The sequence below is a fragment of the Geobacillus sp. FSL W8-0026 genome (genome assembly GCF_037966255.1).
Taxonomy (GTDB): Bacteria; Bacillota; Bacilli; order Bacillales; family Anoxybacillaceae; genus Geobacillus; species Geobacillus icigianus.
This window is the reverse complement of the sequence record NZ_CP150194.1, coordinates 2186550-2204103: the sequence shown is the minus strand read 5'-3', so window position 1 is coordinate 2204103 and position 17554 is coordinate 2186550. Positions and strand designations below refer to the sequence as shown.

Annotated in this window: 14 protein-coding genes and 3 pseudogenes; 15 read left to right on the top strand and 2 right to left on the bottom strand. The window is 45.2% G+C overall.

Annotation, left to right across the window (positions count from 1 at the left end; genetic code table 11):
* Positions 1-130 precede the first annotated feature (130 nt).
* The 10 genes and pseudogenes from NST29_RS10990 (at position 131) to NST29_RS10945 (ending at position 8971) form a co-directional block, all read left to right on the top strand.
* Positions 131-532, top strand: coding sequence for a sporulation protein (locus NST29_RS10990; protein ID WP_033022036.1), 402 nt, complete (start codon positions 131-133; stop codon positions 530-532).
* 507 nt (positions 533-1039) lie between these two features.
* Complete coding sequence (locus tag NST29_RS10985) at positions 1040-1762, top strand: glycerophosphodiester phosphodiesterase family protein (protein ID WP_324697413.1); 723 nt, start codon at positions 1040-1042, stop codon at positions 1760-1762.
* Positions 1763-1773: 11 nt separating this feature from the next.
* Entirely contained in the window at positions 1774-2085 is a 312-nt protein-coding gene (locus NST29_RS10980; protein ID WP_033843591.1) for a multidrug efflux SMR transporter, read from the top strand.
* 379 nt (positions 2086-2464) lie between these two features.
* Positions 2465-3205, top strand: a complete 741-nt coding sequence (locus NST29_RS10975) for an MgtC/SapB family protein (protein WP_051962674.1) — start codon at positions 2465-2467, stop codon at positions 3203-3205.
* Between the two features lie 342 nt (positions 3206-3547).
* Positions 3548-4666 carry an ABC transporter ATP-binding protein gene (locus NST29_RS10970; RefSeq protein WP_033843592.1) on the top strand — a complete coding sequence of 373 codons (1119 nt, stop codon included), beginning with the start codon at positions 3548-3550 and terminating at the stop codon, positions 4664-4666.
* Positions 4666-5007 (top strand): annotated as a pseudogene (locus NST29_RS10965) (sugar ABC transporter permease); the annotation flags it as partial. The gene NST29_RS10970 and the pseudogene NST29_RS10965, both read left to right, overlap by 1 nt.
* Positions 5008-5111: 104 nt before the next feature.
* Positions 5112-6245 (top strand): IS4-like element IS5377 family transposase, encoded by a 1134-nt coding sequence (locus NST29_RS10960; RefSeq protein WP_015375695.1) that lies wholly within the window; start codon positions 5112-5114, stop codon positions 6243-6245.
* Positions 6246-6259: 14 nt separating this feature from the next.
* Positions 6260-6826: pseudogene (locus tag NST29_RS10955) on the top strand (sugar ABC transporter permease); the annotation flags it as partial.
* Positions 6823-7635, top strand: a complete 813-nt coding sequence (locus NST29_RS10950) for a carbohydrate ABC transporter permease (RefSeq protein ID WP_033021719.1) — start codon at positions 6823-6825, stop codon at positions 7633-7635. The pseudogene NST29_RS10955 and the gene NST29_RS10950, both read left to right, overlap by 4 nt.
* Before the next feature lie 13 nt (positions 7636-7648).
* On the top strand, positions 7649-8971 hold the full coding sequence (locus tag NST29_RS10945) for an ABC transporter substrate-binding protein (RefSeq protein ID WP_033021721.1): 1323 nt from the start codon (positions 7649-7651) through the stop codon (positions 8969-8971).
* Positions 8972-9007: 36 nt separating this feature from the next.
* Here NST29_RS10945 and NST29_RS10940 read toward each other — a convergent pair.
* A pseudogene (locus tag NST29_RS10940) lies at positions 9008-9475 on the bottom strand (hypothetical protein); the annotation flags it as partial.
* 285 nt (positions 9476-9760) lie between these two features.
* Positions 9761-11128: a DDE-type integrase/transposase/recombinase gene (locus tag NST29_RS10935; RefSeq protein WP_339232993.1), complete on the bottom strand. Its 1368-nt coding sequence runs from the start codon at positions 11126-11128 to the stop codon at positions 9761-9763.
* A gap of 802 nt (positions 11129-11930) precedes the next feature.
* Here NST29_RS10935 and NST29_RS10930 point away from each other — a divergent pair.
* The 5 genes from NST29_RS10930 to opp4B all read left to right on the top strand — a co-directional run bounded on the left by NST29_RS10930 (position 11931) and on the right by opp4B (position 17533).
* Positions 11931-12749: an MIP/aquaporin family protein gene (locus tag NST29_RS10930; RefSeq protein ID WP_033021716.1), complete on the top strand. Its 819-nt coding sequence runs from the start codon at positions 11931-11933 to the stop codon at positions 12747-12749.
* A 67-nt stretch (positions 12750-12816) separates the two neighbouring features.
* The gene (gene glpK, locus NST29_RS10925; protein ID WP_033021715.1) at positions 12817-14307 is read left to right on the top strand and encodes a glycerol kinase GlpK; all 1491 of its coding nucleotides are present in this window, start codon (positions 12817-12819) and stop codon (positions 14305-14307) included.
* Positions 14308-14609: 302 nt separating this feature from the next.
* Positions 14610-15635, top strand: a complete 1026-nt coding sequence (locus tag NST29_RS10920) for an ABC transporter ATP-binding protein (RefSeq protein ID WP_033020853.1) — start codon at positions 14610-14612, stop codon at positions 15633-15635.
* Entirely contained in the window at positions 15622-16548 is a 927-nt protein-coding gene (locus tag NST29_RS10915) for an ATP-binding cassette domain-containing protein (protein WP_033020854.1), read from the top strand. Before NST29_RS10920 ends, NST29_RS10915 begins: the two co-directional genes overlap by 14 nt.
* A 16-nt stretch (positions 16549-16564) precedes the next feature.
* The gene (gene opp4B / locus NST29_RS10910) at positions 16565-17533 is read left to right on the top strand and encodes an oligopeptide ABC transporter permease (protein WP_033843597.1); all 969 of its coding nucleotides are present in this window, start codon (positions 16565-16567) and stop codon (positions 17531-17533) included.
* Positions 17534-17554: the final 21 nt, after the last annotated feature.

Here is a 17554-nt window from a genome sequence, read left to right as displayed (position 1 = left end):
GTTTTCGCCTTGGGACAGACGTGGCCGCATCGGCGGGGGCGTCTGTTTATTTTTTCGTTTGGCTGAAACGGGCGGTGGTTTTTTTTCGTAATATTGAATGTGACAAGAGAGGCAAAATGAGGTGACAACGATGCTGTTGCGCAAAATGATGTCAAAGGTCGGAGTCGGGTCGGCGCACGTCGACTTGGTCTTAGATAAATCGTTATGGCGACAGGGAGATAGGATTCAAGGAACCGTCCACATTTACGGCGGAACGGTGGAACAAAGGATCGAGCGGCTCGATGTGGAGCTTGTGCAAAAAACAATCGAAAACGGCAAGGAGCTCGATGACATTGTCGCCGTCATTCCAGCGGCCGGTGCGTTTTCGATCAAGCCGAACGAGAAAAAGGAGATTCCGTTTTCCTACACGATTCCGGAAACCTTGCCGCCATCGCGCCCTGGCCGGTCGTACCGGTTTATCACCCGCCTTCAGATCGAAGACGCGGTCGATACGCTCGACTTCGATTATGTGCAAATTTTGCCGAAGAAATAGCTTGACAGCGTTTTCAAAAGATGATATGCTAAAAGCAAGTTAATAACGTTGTGGTGGAGAAGCGGAGACCCACACATGTTCCTCGTTGCTTAGCGGGGAAGTGTGTGGGTTTTTGACTTTTTTGATGGATCTTGGGGAAGTTAGCTTCCTCTAAAGGCTATCGATCCCAAAACTTCATTTGTGCGTGAAATTTAACCGTTAGGGGGTGAATGTATTTAGCCCGTTATACTATTAAAAGGAGAAAAAATCCTATACAAGAAAAATGCTAGCGACAAAATGTGACATTCGTTTGTAACAATCTTTCTATAAGTACATTCCATGGAAGAGATATCTTCCTAAGTTATTTAGTAAACTTCCAAGAGTCACTGCTTTCTCCACAGCTCCTACGGCATGAGGAGGGAAATGAGTTATAGGTCAATTATTATATTTTTAATTTTCTTTATTTTTATAATTGAATGTTATTATCAACTAGCATATGAAGTATTTTTTATCTGGAGGGTGTGCATAATGATAATTTATGCTCATCGAGGACTTAGCGGATGTTATCCTGAAAACACTATGATAGCTTTTCAAAAAGCTTATGAATGTGGAGCTAGAGCCTTAGAGTTGGATGTCCAAATTACAAAAGATGAAAAAATAGTTGTCATACATGATGAGAAGATAGATAGAACAACAAATGGGAAAGGGTTTGTAAAAGACTTTACAGTTGACGAGATCAAGGATTTTGATGCTGGATCTTGGTTTGATCATTTATATAAAGACGAGAAGATCCCTACCTTAGAAGAGGTGTTACAATGGTTAAGCAATATTGAAGGTAGAATGTTAGTAAATATAGAACTAAAAAACAAGGAATTTTCTCAGAGGAAATTTCTAAGAGAATTAATCAATGTTATCAAAAAGTATGATTCCCCCAATCATCATATTATTTTTTCTTCTTTCATTTTTGAGAATTTAATAGAATTAAGAAATCTAGACAAAGAAGTTTCGTTGGCTTTATTAATAGAATGGAATAATAATTATTCAGTGAAAGAAATAATGAGATTATCTAAAATAGTTAATGCAAAATATGTCCATACTGATATAAGGTTTTTGCAGTCTGATATAGTTGATATGCTTTGCAATTTAATTAATGTGTGTGTCTACACTGTTAATGATAACAATATTTATGAAATAGCTAAGAGTAAAGGTATATTTGGTATTTTTACGGATTTTGCAAACAAGATGATTTGAGGTGCTTAATATTGGCTTGGATTTTTTTAGCGATAGCAATCTCTTTTGAGATACTAGGAACAGTATCATTAAAACTTTCTAATGGCTTTAATAGTATTTGGGCAACTCTTTTAGTAGTAATGTGTTACACAATTTGCTTTGCGTCCTTGGGTATCGCTCTCAAAGGGATAGATGTTTCTGTAGCCTATGCGATATGGTCAGGGTTAGGGATAACTTTCATTTCATTAATTGGGGTAATTTTTTTTAATGAAGAGTTTAATATAGTGAAAGGTCTAGGTATTTTTATGATAATAATAGGAGTATTGTTGTTAAGAATATATTGATTTTTCGTTATTTTATTTTTTATATTTCTGTAGTAAGGAGCAACTTTTTTAACATTTGCAGCTTTTACAGAGCTAACCGGCATTTGATCGACTGTCGGGCGACCGAACCACGCCGCTATGGGTCTGTGAAGCGGGTGGTTGTTCGGTCTTCCGTCACGCCAAGGTGTGACGAGGTCTTGCCTCCGACAGTCGAGAAAATAGACAAGCTACTTTTTCGTCAAGGATATGTTAAATTTTTTCGTTGCATCATCCTGAAAATACCCGAACTCTAAAATGCGTAAAGTGGCAGCGTTCAACATAGGGATATTTTCATCTCTCCGATGGTGACGAAATTTTTGGTCAAGGGAGTCTATATTGTATATATATAAAGGAGGATTTTATGTTCGAAATTTCTACTTTCTCAATAATTGAAAGAATATCATTGGCTGCATTGTTAGGTGGCATTGTTGGTTGGGAAAGAGATTTGAGGGATAAACAAGCTGGAATTAAAACACACTTACTGGTTTCAGTAGGTTCTGCTTTGATTATGATTTTATCAACTTATGGTTTTCAAAATATGATAGATCATGTGAATGCACGATTTGATCCAGCACGTTTGGCTCATGGTGTGATTAGTGGAATAGGCTTTTTGGGTGCAGGGGTTATCATGAGAAGGTCAGATAAGAAAGTATCGGGAATTACCACTGCAGCTACTCTCTGGGTTGTAGCTGCAATCGGATTATGTGTAGGCGCAGGTTTTTATACTCCTGCTTATGTTGTTACTTTTGTTGTTTTGGTGAATGCTTTTGGTCTAAGAGCAATAGAATCAAAGTTTTTTTATAGTTCCGGATATATAAAATTGCAGATTACTCACGATGAAGAATCCAATCCTTTTAGAGAAATAAACAATTATTTAGAAAATTACGGTATAATTATGGAAGCGGTGAAGTTTTGTGAATATACAGAATCAAACGGTGTTTATTGTTTGAATATTATTATTCTTGTTAAATATAAGCAGAATGGCTGTCTAGTTGATTTTATAAGGTGTTTGAATTCAATACAAGGTTTTAGGGTAGTTGATTGTAATGATAAAAAAGCATTACTCAAAGAAAAATGGGAAGAAGCGGCCCCGACACTTTAACTTATTTGATTAATATCGTTGTTATTTGTGGATATACAAAAATATCCTTGGTGTGTATATAGTGCAATTTGAAGATTTAACATTTGTAGCTTTTACCAAGCATTTGATTGATTGTCAGCTGATATTGCCAGTCACCCAAGGATATACGATTGGCAAAAGGCATAGCCAACTCGAAATTCGATTAAAAAATTCTTCTAAACATACTATATAAGTTGCAATAAAGAATTTCCGATTTTTCGTTGCGCGTTTCATCTAAGTACAAGTTGATTATGATAGAACGAGTCCAGTAATCAGCAGGATGTAAAACAAAATTTCAACTTATATATACAAGGAGTGATATCATTGAAAATTGAATTGATTAATGTATCAAAAATTTATAAAAATGACGTAAAAGCCGTCTCCGATGTTAATGTAACTATAGAATCTGGTGAGTTTTTTGTTCTACTAGGTCCTTCGGGATGTGGAAAAAGCACGTTGCTAAGGATGATTGCTGGACTAGAGGATATTACTGAAGGAATTTTGAAAATGGACGGTATGGTCGCTAATAACCTAGATCCGAGTGAGAGAAATTTATCAATGGTATTCCAAAATTATGCGTTATATCCTCATCTTACTGTAGAAGAAAATATTTTGTTTGGGTTGTACAAAAAAAAGAATATGAGTAAGACAGAAAAAATAAAAAAATGCAAAGATGTTGCAGAGATGATGGGACTTGAACAGTATTTAAAACGAAAACCTAGGGAATTATCAGGGGGACAGAGACAAAGAGTAGCATTAGCTAGGGCCGTTGTTTCAGAGGATCCAGTGTGTTTAATGGATGAGCCATTGTCTAATTTAGACGCTAAGCTCAGAACCAATATGCGTAAAGAAATAAAGCAGCTACAAAAAAGATTAGGAATTACAATGATATACGTAACTCATGATCAAGTAGAGGCTATGACTATGGGAGATAAAATCATGGTTTTAAGAAATGGACGTGTTCAGCAAATAGGTAAACCATTAGAAATCTATAACTCTCCTTCTAACACGTTTGTTGCGTCATTTATCGGTGCACCTCCAATGAATTTAATACCGGGGTGTATAGAGAACGGAGAAATTATCTTAGATGGGGGGCATCGTCTAGGATCATTACGATTCCAACAAAAGCGTAGTATCCAAGAGATAATTGTTGGGATTCGTCCAGAGCATCTAAACATAACTGATGTAAATAATCGATGTTCGATTAATTTTAATTTTTCTGTTAAATATAAAGAGATTTTAGGGACCGAAACAATTATCACAGTGGAGCTAGGAAGGCAAGAGATGTTTATTAGATGTAATGGTCAGGTAGATATCCCCATTGGAAAGGAGGTAGGCATAAGTGTTGAGACTGATAAGATCTGCATTTTTGATAAAGAGACAGGAATGTTGATAAATCAGTTATCGGATTATTTAAATGATGTGAAAATGATATCAAGTTGATGAAGAGGGGAGACAGTATGAATAAGCTAAAGAATTTTATATCAACGATGGGGCGTATGTTGTATGTAGTTCCTTCTCTTTTATTGTTCTCTGTATTTGTTTTCTATCCAATGATTCGTACAACTTACTTAAGTATGCACACAACCAATTTTCAAGGTGTACCAACCAAATATGTAGGTTTTGATAATTTTATCTATTTATTGGAAGATCAAAACTTTCATGAAAGCATGAAGGCCACATTCTTGTTCGTTTTATATACGGTTCCTCCTACTGTTGTAATTTCTCTATTTTTGGCTCTTTTAGCAAATGAAAAATTAAAAGGGATACAATTATTTCGGACGTCAGGCGTGTTGATTATCCAATAAAATCCAAAGGGTATAGAAAAAAGAGCACCTTTCCTGTAGAATGTGAGTAGCGACACAAACAAACCCAGGAGGTGCTCTCTATGAACAAGCATACCACACTCCCGAATTTGATGCAAAAACTTGTTTCGGATGAAGAGATTCAACTGATTGCCGAAGCGGTTGGGTATCGTGATTCGTCTCGAACCTTTACGTTGCGCGAGTTGATTCACTTCTTCCTGCTGGCCGCCATGCATCAATGGAAAAGCTTTCGCCACGGAGCCGATGTGGGGCCTCTGTATGGATTGCCGCGATTCCATTATTCAACTGTATCCAAGAAAGCGAAAGAAGTTCCCTATGACATCATGAAACGCTTGTTGGCGTTGATCATTTCCAAGTGCAACCGCCAAACCCGCCGTTCGCTTCGGTTTCCCAAACCGCTTCGGGTGGTGGATTCGACGACCGTCACGGTCGGGAAAAACCGCCTGCCATGGGCGCCGTATCACGGCGAACGCGCCGGAGTGAAGCTGCACGTCGCGTATTCGCCGGAATCCTCGTTGCCGGCAGACGTGGTGGAAACCATCGGACTGCGTCATGATGGCCCGGTGGGAGAACAGTTGACGAACGCTCAACAAGTGCTGGTGGAAGACCGGGCGTATTTCAAAATCGAACGCCTCGATCGATTTGTGGAGCAGCATCAGCTCTTTGTCATTCGGATGAAGGACAACATCGAACTTCATCAGAAAAAAAGCTTGAAACGCCTTTCCAGCACATCCTCATCGGTTCAAGCCGACTTCACGTGCCAGTTGGGGACGAAACAATGCCGCTCCACCAAGCGTCACCGGGTGGTGATCTTTCGAGATGCGAATGGCCGCGACATTCGGGTCGTGACGAACCTCTTCCATGCGTCTGCGGAAACCATTGCCGACATGTACCAACAACGTTGGACTGTTGAGGTCTTTTTCCGTTGGGTGAAGCAATATCTGAATGTCCCGACCTTGTTTGGCACGACGGAAAATGCGGTATACAACCAACTGTTTGCGGCGTTCATCGCGTATGTGCTGCTGCGATGGCTGTATGATCAAACCAAAAAACAGACGAACGTCTCTCTTTCCTTCATTTCGTTCGTTCGCCGTTTTTTCTCTGGGCAGCTTCCTCTCGATTGGAAATCCGGGATGGCCGCTGCTTTGTTTGAGTATGCCCAAATTTATGGAAGGCGTATGTATAATTTTGGATAATCAACACTCGTGTTCGGACGTTTTTTTCATCAACATTAGGTATGAGTGTGGCAGCTTCCTCTGTAATTTGGATGTTTATGTACAATCCTTCGATAGGGATTATTAATAAACTTTTGGTTGCTTTTGGTGGCCACGAACGACAATGGTTATTGGACCCTAATACAGCTTTAGTGGCAGTAGCGATTGCTACGGTATGGATGAATATCGGATTTGCCTTTTTGATTTTGTTAGGTGGTCTGCAAAATATTGATACTACACTCTATGAAAATGCTAAAATCGTTGGGGTTAGTAAAATATACCAATTAAGAAAAATTACATTACCATTATTGTCACCAACATTGTTTTTTATTGTAACTGTTTCTCTAATTCAAGCATTCCAGACATTTGGACAAATTGATATTCTAACAAAAGGGGGGCCTGTTAATAAGACAACTGTGTTGGTTTATTCCATATATCGTGAGGCTTTTGTAAACTATAATTTTGGGTTTGCTAGTGCTCAAGCTGTTGTATTATTTTTAATTGTTCTGATTATTACTATTTTGCAGTTTTCCTTTGTTGAAAGGAAGGTACATTATCAATGATTATTCTAAGAAAGGCAAGTTTATATGCGTTGCTGATCGTTTGTACAATTGTAATAATGTTTCCCATTTTATATGCCTTTTTCATTAGTTTTTTAAGTGGAGCCGAGTTATTGCAAGGAAAGTGGTGGCCAACGAATTGGTCTTTCACAAATTATATCTATGCATTTCAAAAAGTTCCTTTAGGACGCTACTTGTGGAATAGCTTTGCTGTATCGTTGATTGTTATGATCGGACAACTTATAGTTTCTAGCTTAGCAGCTTATGCATTTGTTTTTCTTCGTTTTATAGGAAGAAATGTATTATTTTTCTTGACCATTATGACAATGCTTGTTCCGTGGGAAGCCACTGTTATTCCTAATTATTTAACTGTTCAAGCACTCGGTTGGACCAATAATTATTTTGGTTTGACAATACCGTTTTTTGCATTAGCTTTCGGTATATTTCTATTGAGACAACATTTTAAAACAATACCTTTTGAATTATACGAAGCAGCTCAAGTTTCTGGGGTGAAACACTTTCGATTTTTTTGGTATGTCGTGTTACCACTTTCTAAAGGGAGTTTAGCAACATTGGGATTATACAGCTTTTTGACCACATGGAATATGTATCTATGGCCGCTTCTAGTTACTAATGATGAACGTGTACGCACTGTACAGATTGGATTAAAGCAAATGCAAACACAAGAAATGGCAACTGAATGGGGGGTGGTTATGGCTGCGGTTATTATCGTAATTTTCCCTACTTTATTACTATTGTTTATTGGTCAAAAACAACTGCAAAAGGGATTAATGCAAGGTGCAATTAAATGAAGGGGGAAAAATTGTGAAAAAGTGGATAATGAGTTTAATTGTTTTATTAGTTATGACTGGATGTAGTGGGGGAGAGGATAAAGCATCGCCAAGTGGTAGACAAGATAATACAAAAGAAAAATCTGATAGAACAGAAGTAGTATTTTGGCATGCAATGAGCGGTGATTTGGAAAAGGTTTTGAATGAAATTGTTAACGATTTCAACACTTCGCAATCTAAAATTTATGTAAAACCAGTGTTTCAAGGAACATATGAGGAAGCTTTGACGAAGTTTAATGCAGTAGCAGGAACGAAGGACTCTCCAACTATTATGCAGGCGTTCGAAATTGGAACGAAATATATGATTAATAGCGGGAAAATTGAACCAATCCAAAATTTTATTGATCGAGAAAAATACGATGTGTCGCAGTGGGAAAAAAATATAGTTAGTTATTATAAGGTGGATGGAAAAATTTATTCGATGCCTTTTAACTCTTCTACTCCGGTACTGATCTACAATAAGGATGCATTTAAAGAAGCAGGGTTGGATCCAGAAAAACCGCCTATGACCTATAGCGAGTTAAGAGAGATGGCGAAAAAACTAACTAAAAAAGGAAAGTATGGTTTTACTATCTTGAATTATGGCTGGTTTTTTGAAGAGATGTTGGCAGTACAAGGTGGTCTCTATGTGAATAAAGAAAATGGGCGTAAAGGTGAGGCAACAAAAGCCGTTTTTAACGGTAAAGAAGGATTGCGTGTATTCAAGTTGATATCTGATATGTATAAAGATGGTTCCTTTTATAATGTTGGTCAAAATTGGGATGATATGAGAGCTGCTTTTCAATCTGGGAAAGTAGCAATGTATCTTGATTCTTCAGCGGGAGTTAGAACTGTTGTTGATAATTCGCCATTTAAGGTGGGAGTTGCTTACTTACCGATTCCTGATAATACCGACCGTCAAGGGGTTATTATTGGAGGAGCGTCTCTGTGGTTAATGAAGGATGTGGATGAAGCAAAGAAAAAGGCGGCATGGGAGTTTATGAAATACCTTACTACACCTGAAGTGCAGGCTAAATGGCATGTAAATACTGGATATTTTGCGATTAATCCTAAAGCGTATGACTTGCCTCTTGTGAAAGAACAATGGAAGAAGTATCCACAATTGAAAGTCACGGTAGACCAATTGAAAGAGACAAAATCTACACCTGCTACACAAGGAGCTCTTATTTCAGTGTTTCCTCAAGCTCGACAACATATTGTAAGCGCAATGGAAAGTTTATATCAAGGAGTTCGTCCAAAAGAAGCATTAGATCAGGCTGCGAAAGAAGTGGATCGCGAATTACAGATGAAGAGGTAAAAAATATTTACATCTACCCGTGGTGCTAGTTGAGCTTTAGCGCTCAACTAGCCCAAGTGTAACTAAGAAATAGGCTAACAATATACCGTTTAACGCTATTTCAAATTCGATGATCGAATGGGCTCGGATCTCAGTGATACGATAAATGGTGAACCAGAACCGAAAACACCGTCTTGATCACTTTGTGTTTTGGTTTGATCTACTGCTTCCATGTCTCAGGCAGACAATGTTTCTGGTTTTTCGAGACGGAAAAGCGTCATTTGGTGTTCTTCCGACAGCATAAACCCTTTGCTCCCCGAAGTTATAGGGATGAGGAATTTGGATCATGACGTTTTCGGCTGCGATTCGATCATGACAAGATGCTTCCGTCACCAAATATCCCATTGGCAGACCTTGATCTGTCACTTGATAAACCCATAGTACTATTGCTTTTTCGAATCCGAGTTCGACCGCTAGGCAAACAAAATGTCTCTTGTCCCTTGATACAAAAGGGGTCAGAGGCATTTTGGCACTGTATCTAGGTGGGTAGCGTCAAAAGTTCTATGAAAACTCCACACAGACCATCCCATTGAGCATCGTGGGGCATGCAGAGAGCCGGATTCGCCCTTGACCAACACCCGCCAAAGGTGCGGAAGAGTCGTCAAGGGCGACGGGGACAAAAAAGAAGGCAATCGAAAAGCCGCCCTTGCTTTGACCGAATGTTACCTTTGGCGGTGTTCGGTTGGTCAAGGGTTCGCTTCGCCGAATCCGGCAGGAGTTCTGTTCAACGGGCTCTGGAGGACAAAAAAGTTAGGCTGCCTCGTTTTGAAGGAAGTCCTGAGCCATGGTGATGAGCTTCGTCCACCGGGCCGGCATATGCGGCAGCTCGGCGAGCTCCGGGATGACGACCGGCACCCGGCCTTCGAGCGCGCTATGCGGGCGCAGAAAGTTGAAATACGCCACAAACAGCGTCACAAAGGACACCGAGCCTTCCTCGGCGCCAAACCCATGGGTCGGGCGGTCGTTGCCTTTAAAGGTCCGGTTGAATCGCTCGATGATCTGCTTGAGAGGGCGAAACTCTTCCGAGACCGGATCTTCGTTGGTCAGGCCGATCACCTGGCGGACGTCAAACGAAATCCCGTGCTGGGCAAAGAAGTGTTGCGCCAACAGGTAAATCGGGTTGCCATCCACGACGAACGACAAGTCGTCTGGAAGGGACGGCAGCTTCCTGAGGACATCATTGATCGCCTTGATGGCCGAGAGCGTGTCCCGGTTGGGCGAGACGCGATAGGACAGCACGATCTTTTTGACGGCGTCAAATAGAAAGAACAGGTAATGCCAGCGCCCTTTGACGCGAATATACGTCTCGTCCCCACAGAACGAACCGGACAGCTCATACGGGAACCGGTCGACAAAGGGCTTGATCCAAAGCGCGACGCTGTTGGCGTAGTTGAGCACCGTCTGATGGGAGATCGAGACGCCATGGATGTCCTTCAGGGCGGCGGCGGTTTCCCTCGAGGACATCCCAAAGTTGACGTAGTACGTCAACACGAGCCCCAACACGTGCGGCGACGCAGCCAGCCGGGACAAATCGACCTTCGGCTTGATGAGCGACGAGGAAGCCAACGGGAGAAAGTCAAACAAGAACTCCCGAAACAAATACCGCACCTTGAAGGCTTGAGGATCCTGTTGAAACGGTTGGCGTTCCTTCTTCGTCATCCGGCGAAGGTTGGCCTGGTAAAACGGGCAATCGTTGTTCTTGCACTTATAGACGTTGTATTCCTTGCGCTCCTTGATTTTTTCCAACGTCTTTTTGCAGTGCGGACAACGAAAGACCGCTTGCTTGGTGAATCGGTTCCGGTGGTTGAACCGGCATTGGCACACTTTGCATTGGTATTGCCCTTTTCCGCCGTGATTGGCGTACAGGTAAGAAGAGGGAGCCTGGCAGCGAGGGCAGGTCAACGAATCCGGCACACGGTGTTTCGCCTTCGCGCGGCGCTGGATGGGCCGTAAAGGACGTCTGTGCTGGGCTTCATAGTCTGCCAACAGCTTCCGGTAATCAAGGGTTTCCGGCACATCGATGATCGGAAGGTCATCGACCTGAAGTTTCCGGTACGGCTTTTGGATGGGTTCGTCCCAGTCCTCGAGATGCAAGGATTTCCCCAATATCACACCCATTACATACACAATGATTTGATATTGGGTCTTGATAATTTCGAGCAAATAGGCGAATCATTGAGGTAACAAAGCTTGTCACTCCTTTGTTTTGGCTGTTGGGTGTCGTTACCTCAATGATGGCCGAAAACAATGGGGGTGGCAAGCTTTTTTTCGTTCAATCGTTGAAACTCAAGGGAAAACCGTGAGTGTGGAGGATACACTTTTGACAATACCTCTCTGCACAAGTGTATGCAAAACATGATTGGTTTCCTGTTCTTTCTTGGTTGCATAAGTCAGGTGCGTGATGAAAAAATCAAGGACAACTTTTAATGAAGAGCCTCGAAGTTAAGAAGCCGAAGGGGAGAGATCATTCGCTATTGCAAAAAAACTACTCTGCTCATTTACACCTAATTTTCCCATAAAAATGGTGCTTCTGAAAAAGATGATTGACAGCGTTTTCTAAACGTGCTATTCTGAAAATGAAATAAGTTAATAATTTTGTGGTGTGGAGAAGCGGAGACATGCACATCATTCCTTAAAAACGGGAAGTGTGTAGGCCTCCGCTTTTTAATATTTAGCCATGATTCACTCTATTTGCTGGCGCTATGTTTTCGCCATAATAATTTTTTCATAGAAAGGAGTCGTTGTTGCATGGCTTGATTTATCCGTCCGTTAAGCGATTTGTAAGTATTGAGTTGAAAGAGGCTTTTACCTTTTTTTGAAATGATTGCAGAGTCAAAAATTGCAATCGAATGAAAGTGCTTTTTGCTTCATAAATGAATAGAAATCAATAATTGATAAGTACTAGGGAGGGGATGCGAAAATGTCGGCATTTTTGGGAGAATTCGTTGGGACGGCGCTGCTGATCATTTTCGGCGCCGGCGTGTGTGCAGGGGTTAATTTGAAGAAATCGTACGCGGCCAACTCCGGTTGGATCGTCATTACGATGGGATGGGGAATGGCGGTGGCGATGGCCGCTTATGCGGTCGGCAAGTACAGCGGCGCCCATCTGAATCCGGCGTTGACGGTGGCGTTGGCGCTCAGCGGCGATTTTCCGTGGAAAGATGTCCCTGGCTATGTGTTGGCACAAGTGCTCGGCGCTATGATTGGAGCTGCCATCATCTATCTCCACTATTGGCCACATTGGAAAGAAACGGACGATCCGGGCGTCAAGCTTGGCGTGTTTGCCACCGGGCCGGCCGTGCCGAATCCGGCTGCCAATTTGTTGAGTGAGATCATCGGTACGTTTGTGTTGGTTTTGGTCATCTTGGCCATTGGCGCCAACAAATTCGCCGATGGACTCAATCCGTTTGTCGTTGGCTTTTTGATTGTGGCGATTGGGCTGTCGCTCGGCGGTACGACCGGCTACGCCATTAATCCGGCGCGCGATTTTGGGCCGCGGCTAGCTCACTTTTTGCTGCCGATTCCGGGAAAAGGGTCGTCGAACTGGTCATATGCGTGGGTGCCGATTGTCGGGCCGCTGCTTGGCGGCGCGTTAGGCAGCTTGGTGTATAAAGCCGTGTTCTTAGGAAAACCGACCGGCGCCTTATGGGGAGTGCTGGCAGCCACGGCCGTCGTGTTGGCCGGAGCGAAACTGACAGCCGGAAAGGCGTCGAACGTCGCAAGCCGCTATTCTTCTTAACCGTTTTTGCTGGAGCGAAGGAAACGAAGTGGATCGAAAACGACCAAGAAAAGGGGAGGACGAGACTATGGATCAATACATTTTATCCATCGACCAAGGTACAACGAGCTCGCGCGCGATTTTGTTCAATCAAAAGGGCGAAATCGTCCATATGGCGCAAAAAGAGTTTACCCAATATTTTCCGCAACCCGGCTGGGTCGAACATAACGCGAACGAAATTTGGGGTTCGGTGCTTGCCGTCATTGCCAGCGTCTTGTCCGAGGCGCAAGTGAAGCCGGAACAAGTGGCGGCGATCGGCATTACGAACCAGCGGGAAACGACCGTTGTTTGGGAAAAAGAGAGCGGCAACCCGATTTACAACGCCATCGTCTGGCAATCGCGGCAGACGGCGGGCATTTGCGACGAGTTGAAAGCGAAAGGGTATGATCCGTTGTTTCGCGAAAAAACGGGACTGCTCATTGACGCTTATTTTTCGGGAACGAAAGTGAAATGGATTTTGGATCATGTCGAGGGGGCGCGCGAACGGGCGGAGCGCGGCGAGCTGTTGTTTGGCACGATCGATACGTGGCTCATTTGGAAGCTATCCGGCGGCCGCGCCCATGTGACCGACTACTCGAACGCGTCGCGCACCTTGATGTTCAACATTCATACGCTCGAATGGGATGACGAACTGCTTGCGATTTTAAACGTGCCCAAGGCGATGCTTCCTGAAGTGCGGCCATCCTCGCAAGTATACGCGAAAACCGTTCCATACCATTTCTTTGGCGTCGAAGTGCCGATCGCCGGAGCGGCGGGCGACCAGCAGGCGGCCTTGTTCGGCCAAGCGTGCTTTGCGGAAGGGATGGCGAAAAATACGTACGGCACCGGCTGCTTTATGTTGATGAATACGGGGGAAAAAGCGGTCCAATCGAAACACGGGCTGCTGACGACGATCGCCTGGGGCATCGATGGCAAGGTCGAATACGCGCTTGAAGGCAGCATCTTTGTCGCCGGCTCCGCCATTCAATGGCTGCGCGACGGCTTGCGGATGATCAAAACGGCGGCCGACAGCGAGACGTACGCGGAAAAAGTCGAGTCCACGGACGGGGTGTACGTCGTTCCGGCGTTCGTCGGCCTCGGCACGCCGTATTGGGACAGCGAGGTGCGCGGGGCGGTGTTCGGCCTCACGCGCGGCACGACGAAAGAGCATTTCATCCGCGCGACATTGGAATCGCTCGCTTATCAGACGAAAGACGTGCTAGCCGCCATGGAAGCCGATTCCGGCCTCCCGCTGACCACGCTGCGCGTTGACGGCGGGGCGGTCAAAAACAACTTGCTCATGCAGTTTCAAAGCGATTTGCTCGCTGTGCCGGTCGAGCGGCCGGTCATTAACGAGACGACGGCGCTCGGGGCGGCGTATTTGGCCGGGCTGGCGGTCGGCTATTGGGATAGCCGCGAAAAGATTGCCGCTCAGTGGCAGCTCGAACGCCGCTTTGAGCCGAAGATGGACGACGCTAAGCGGACCGCGCTCTATGAGGGCTGGAAAAAAGCGGTGCGGGCGGCGATGGCGTTTAAATAAACAAACGAAAATCCATCGGACGTAAAGGGGAGGGGCACGGTCCGTTGGCTCCTTTCCCACAGTTCTGTCCAGCGATGAGGCGGATGGCTCCTTCACGGAGCATCCGCCTTTTGATTGTTCAACAGATGGGAGCGGACACGAGCCGTTGCCTCTAGTCGCGTTGTCGATCAGGCAGAAAGTTGGCAAGGTATAAAAAAATTACTACAAAATGTTGAATTTACGAAAAAATATGATAGAATAATATTAAAATATTATACATAATCTAAAATTTAGCGAAACTAGCAAAAAGGGAGAAGGACACATTGGCAAAGCAAACATTGTTGGAAATTGAGGGGCTGCGAGTCTCTTTTCGCATCGGTGATGACTATTATGCGGCGGTCGACGATGTTTCGCTGGCGATCGGGGAGAACGAAATCGTCGCTCTCGTCGGGGAGTCGGGGTGCGGCAAAAGCGCTCTCGCGTTGTCGATCATGGGTCTCCACCCGCCCGAAAAGACAAAAATTGAGGGGCGCCTGCACTTTAAAGGAACAAACTTGCTATCGCTTTCCGTTGCCGAACTCAACCGCATCCGAGGCAAAGAAATCGGGATGATCTTTCAGGATCCGTTAACGGCATTGAATCCGCTTATGACAGTCGGCCGGCAAATCGAAGAAAGCATGGACTACCATCTGCGGTTGTCAGCAGCCGAAAAAAAGAAGCGAACAATCGGCTTGCTTCGCAAAGTCGGCATTCCCGAGCCGGAAAAGGCGTACCACCGTTATCCGCACGAGTTGTCCGGGGGGATGCGGCAGCGGGTCGTGATTGCGATCGCCATCGCCTGCGAGCCCGCCCTGCTCATCGCCGATGAACCGACAACGGCGCTTGATGTGACGATTCAGGCGCAGATCATGGGGTTGCTCAAAGAGCTGCAGCGACAAATGAAAACGAGCGTTATTTTAATCACGCATGATTTGGGAGTGGTGGCGGAAATGGCTGATCGCGTCGCTGTCATGTACGCAGGGGAAATCGTCGAATTGGCCGACGTCGACGCCATTTTCCACCGCCCGCTCCATCCGTATACTCGCTCGTTGCTGCAGTCGATCCCGTCCGCTCAAACAAAAAAAGAACGGCTCCATGTCATCCAAGGGATCGTTCCGCCGCTGCATAAGCTGCCGCGGCATGGATGTCGTTTCCAACCGCGCATCGGCTGGATCGGAGCCGACAAGCATGAGGAGGAGCCGAAATTGCGCGAAGTGGAACCGGGCCATTGGGTGCGCTGCACATGTTATGAACATTTTTATTTTCCTGATGATCAAACGGTAGGTGGAATCGGTTATGGCGCTTCTTAACATTCAGCATTTGAAGGTGTATTATCCCGTGCGCGGCGGGTTTTTTCGCCGGGTGGTCGACCACGTGCGCGCGGTCGACGATGTCAGTTTTTCGCTGAACAAAGGGGAAACGTACGGGCTCGTCGGCGAGTCCGGCTGCGGCAAGACGACGACAGGGCGCACGATCATCGGTTTGATCCGCGCCACGGCCGGAGAAGTGCTGTTTGAAGGGACGGATTTGACAAAACTTCGCCGCCGCGAGTTTCATCCGTATCGGAAAGACATCCAGATGATTTTCCAAGATCCGTATTCTTCGCTCAATCCGCGCAAACGTGTGCTCGATATTGTCGCCGAGCCGCTCCGCAATTTTGAACGTCTGTCTCCGCATGAGGAGCGGCAGAAGGTGCAATACGTCTTAGAGCGGGTCGGCTTGAGCGCGGAGTCGATTTACAAATATCCGCATGAATTTTCCGGCGGACAGCGCCAACGCATCGGCATTGCGCGGGCGCTCACGCTCAATCCGAAGCTCATCATCGCCGATGAGCCGGTGTCGGCGCTTGATGTGTCGGTGCAGGCGCAAGTGTTGAATTTCATGAAAGAAATCCAGCAGGAGTACGGGCTGACGTATTTGTTCATCAGCCATGATTTAGGGATCATCCGGCATATGTGTGACCGCATCGGCATTATGTACCGCGGCCGGCTCGTGGAGGAAGGGACGAGCGAGGAAATTTTCACGAATCCGCAGCATATTTATACGAAACGGCTGCTCTCTGCCATTCCGAACGCCGACCCGCGCGAACGCGGGCGGCAGGAGGCGCTTCGCCGCGAAGTGGAAAAAGAATATGAACAGTCGTATTCCCGCTATTTTGATGAAAACGGCCGAGCTCACCCGCTCAAGCCGATTTCGCCGACGCACTCGGTGGCCATTCCATAAAGAGGAGGACGGGAAGATGCTGAAATTTATTTTACGGCGAATCCTCATTATGATTCCGCAATTGTTTTTGCTGAGCGTCCTCATTTTCTTGTTGGCGAAGGCGATGCCAGGGGATGCGCTGACGGGGCAGCTGGCGGCCAATCCAAAAATGGATCCAAAAACACTGGCGGAAATGAAGGAAAAACTTGGCTTGAATGATCCGGTACATATTCAATACATCCGTTGGGTGAAAAACATGCTGCATGGTGATCTCGGCCTTTCCTATACCCACCAGCAGCCGGTCACCGATTTGCTGGCCGGACGGATCGGGAATACGGTGTTGCTGTCGGCGGCGATTTTAATTTTAACTTACTTGATTGCCATTCCGCTCGGCATCGTGTCGGGGCGATGGACTGATACATGGGCTGATAAGCTGATCATTGGTTACAGCTATCTCGGGTTTGCCACGCCGCTGTTCATTTTTGCTTTGATCATGCTGTTTATTTTTGGCTTTCACCTTGGCTGGTTTCCAACCGGCGGCAGCGTGGACGTTCAGGTCGAGGAAGGGACGCTCGCTTACTATTTAAGCAAATTGAACCATCTTATGCTTCCAGCATTGTCGGGAGCGCTGATTAACACAGTCATTACGATTCAATATTTGCGCAGCGAAATCGTCGATACGAAAGTGAAAGATTTCGTAAAAACGGCGCGGGCGAAAGGAGTGCCGGAGCGGCACATCTATTGGCGCCATATTTTGCGCAATTCGTTTTTGCCGATCGCGGCGTTTTTAGGGTATGAAATCACCGGACTTATCGGCGGTTCCGTGTTTTTGGAGTCGATCTACAGCTATCCGGGGCTTGGCCAGCTGTTTTTGCAGTCGATTATGCAGCGGGATTACAGCGTCGTGACGGCGCTCGTCATGATTTCCGGCCTGGCGACGCTGGTGGGCACGCTGTTGTCGGACATCATTTTGAGTGCGGTCGACCCGCGCATCCGGATTGAGTAGGGAAGGAGGAAGGCAGCTGAC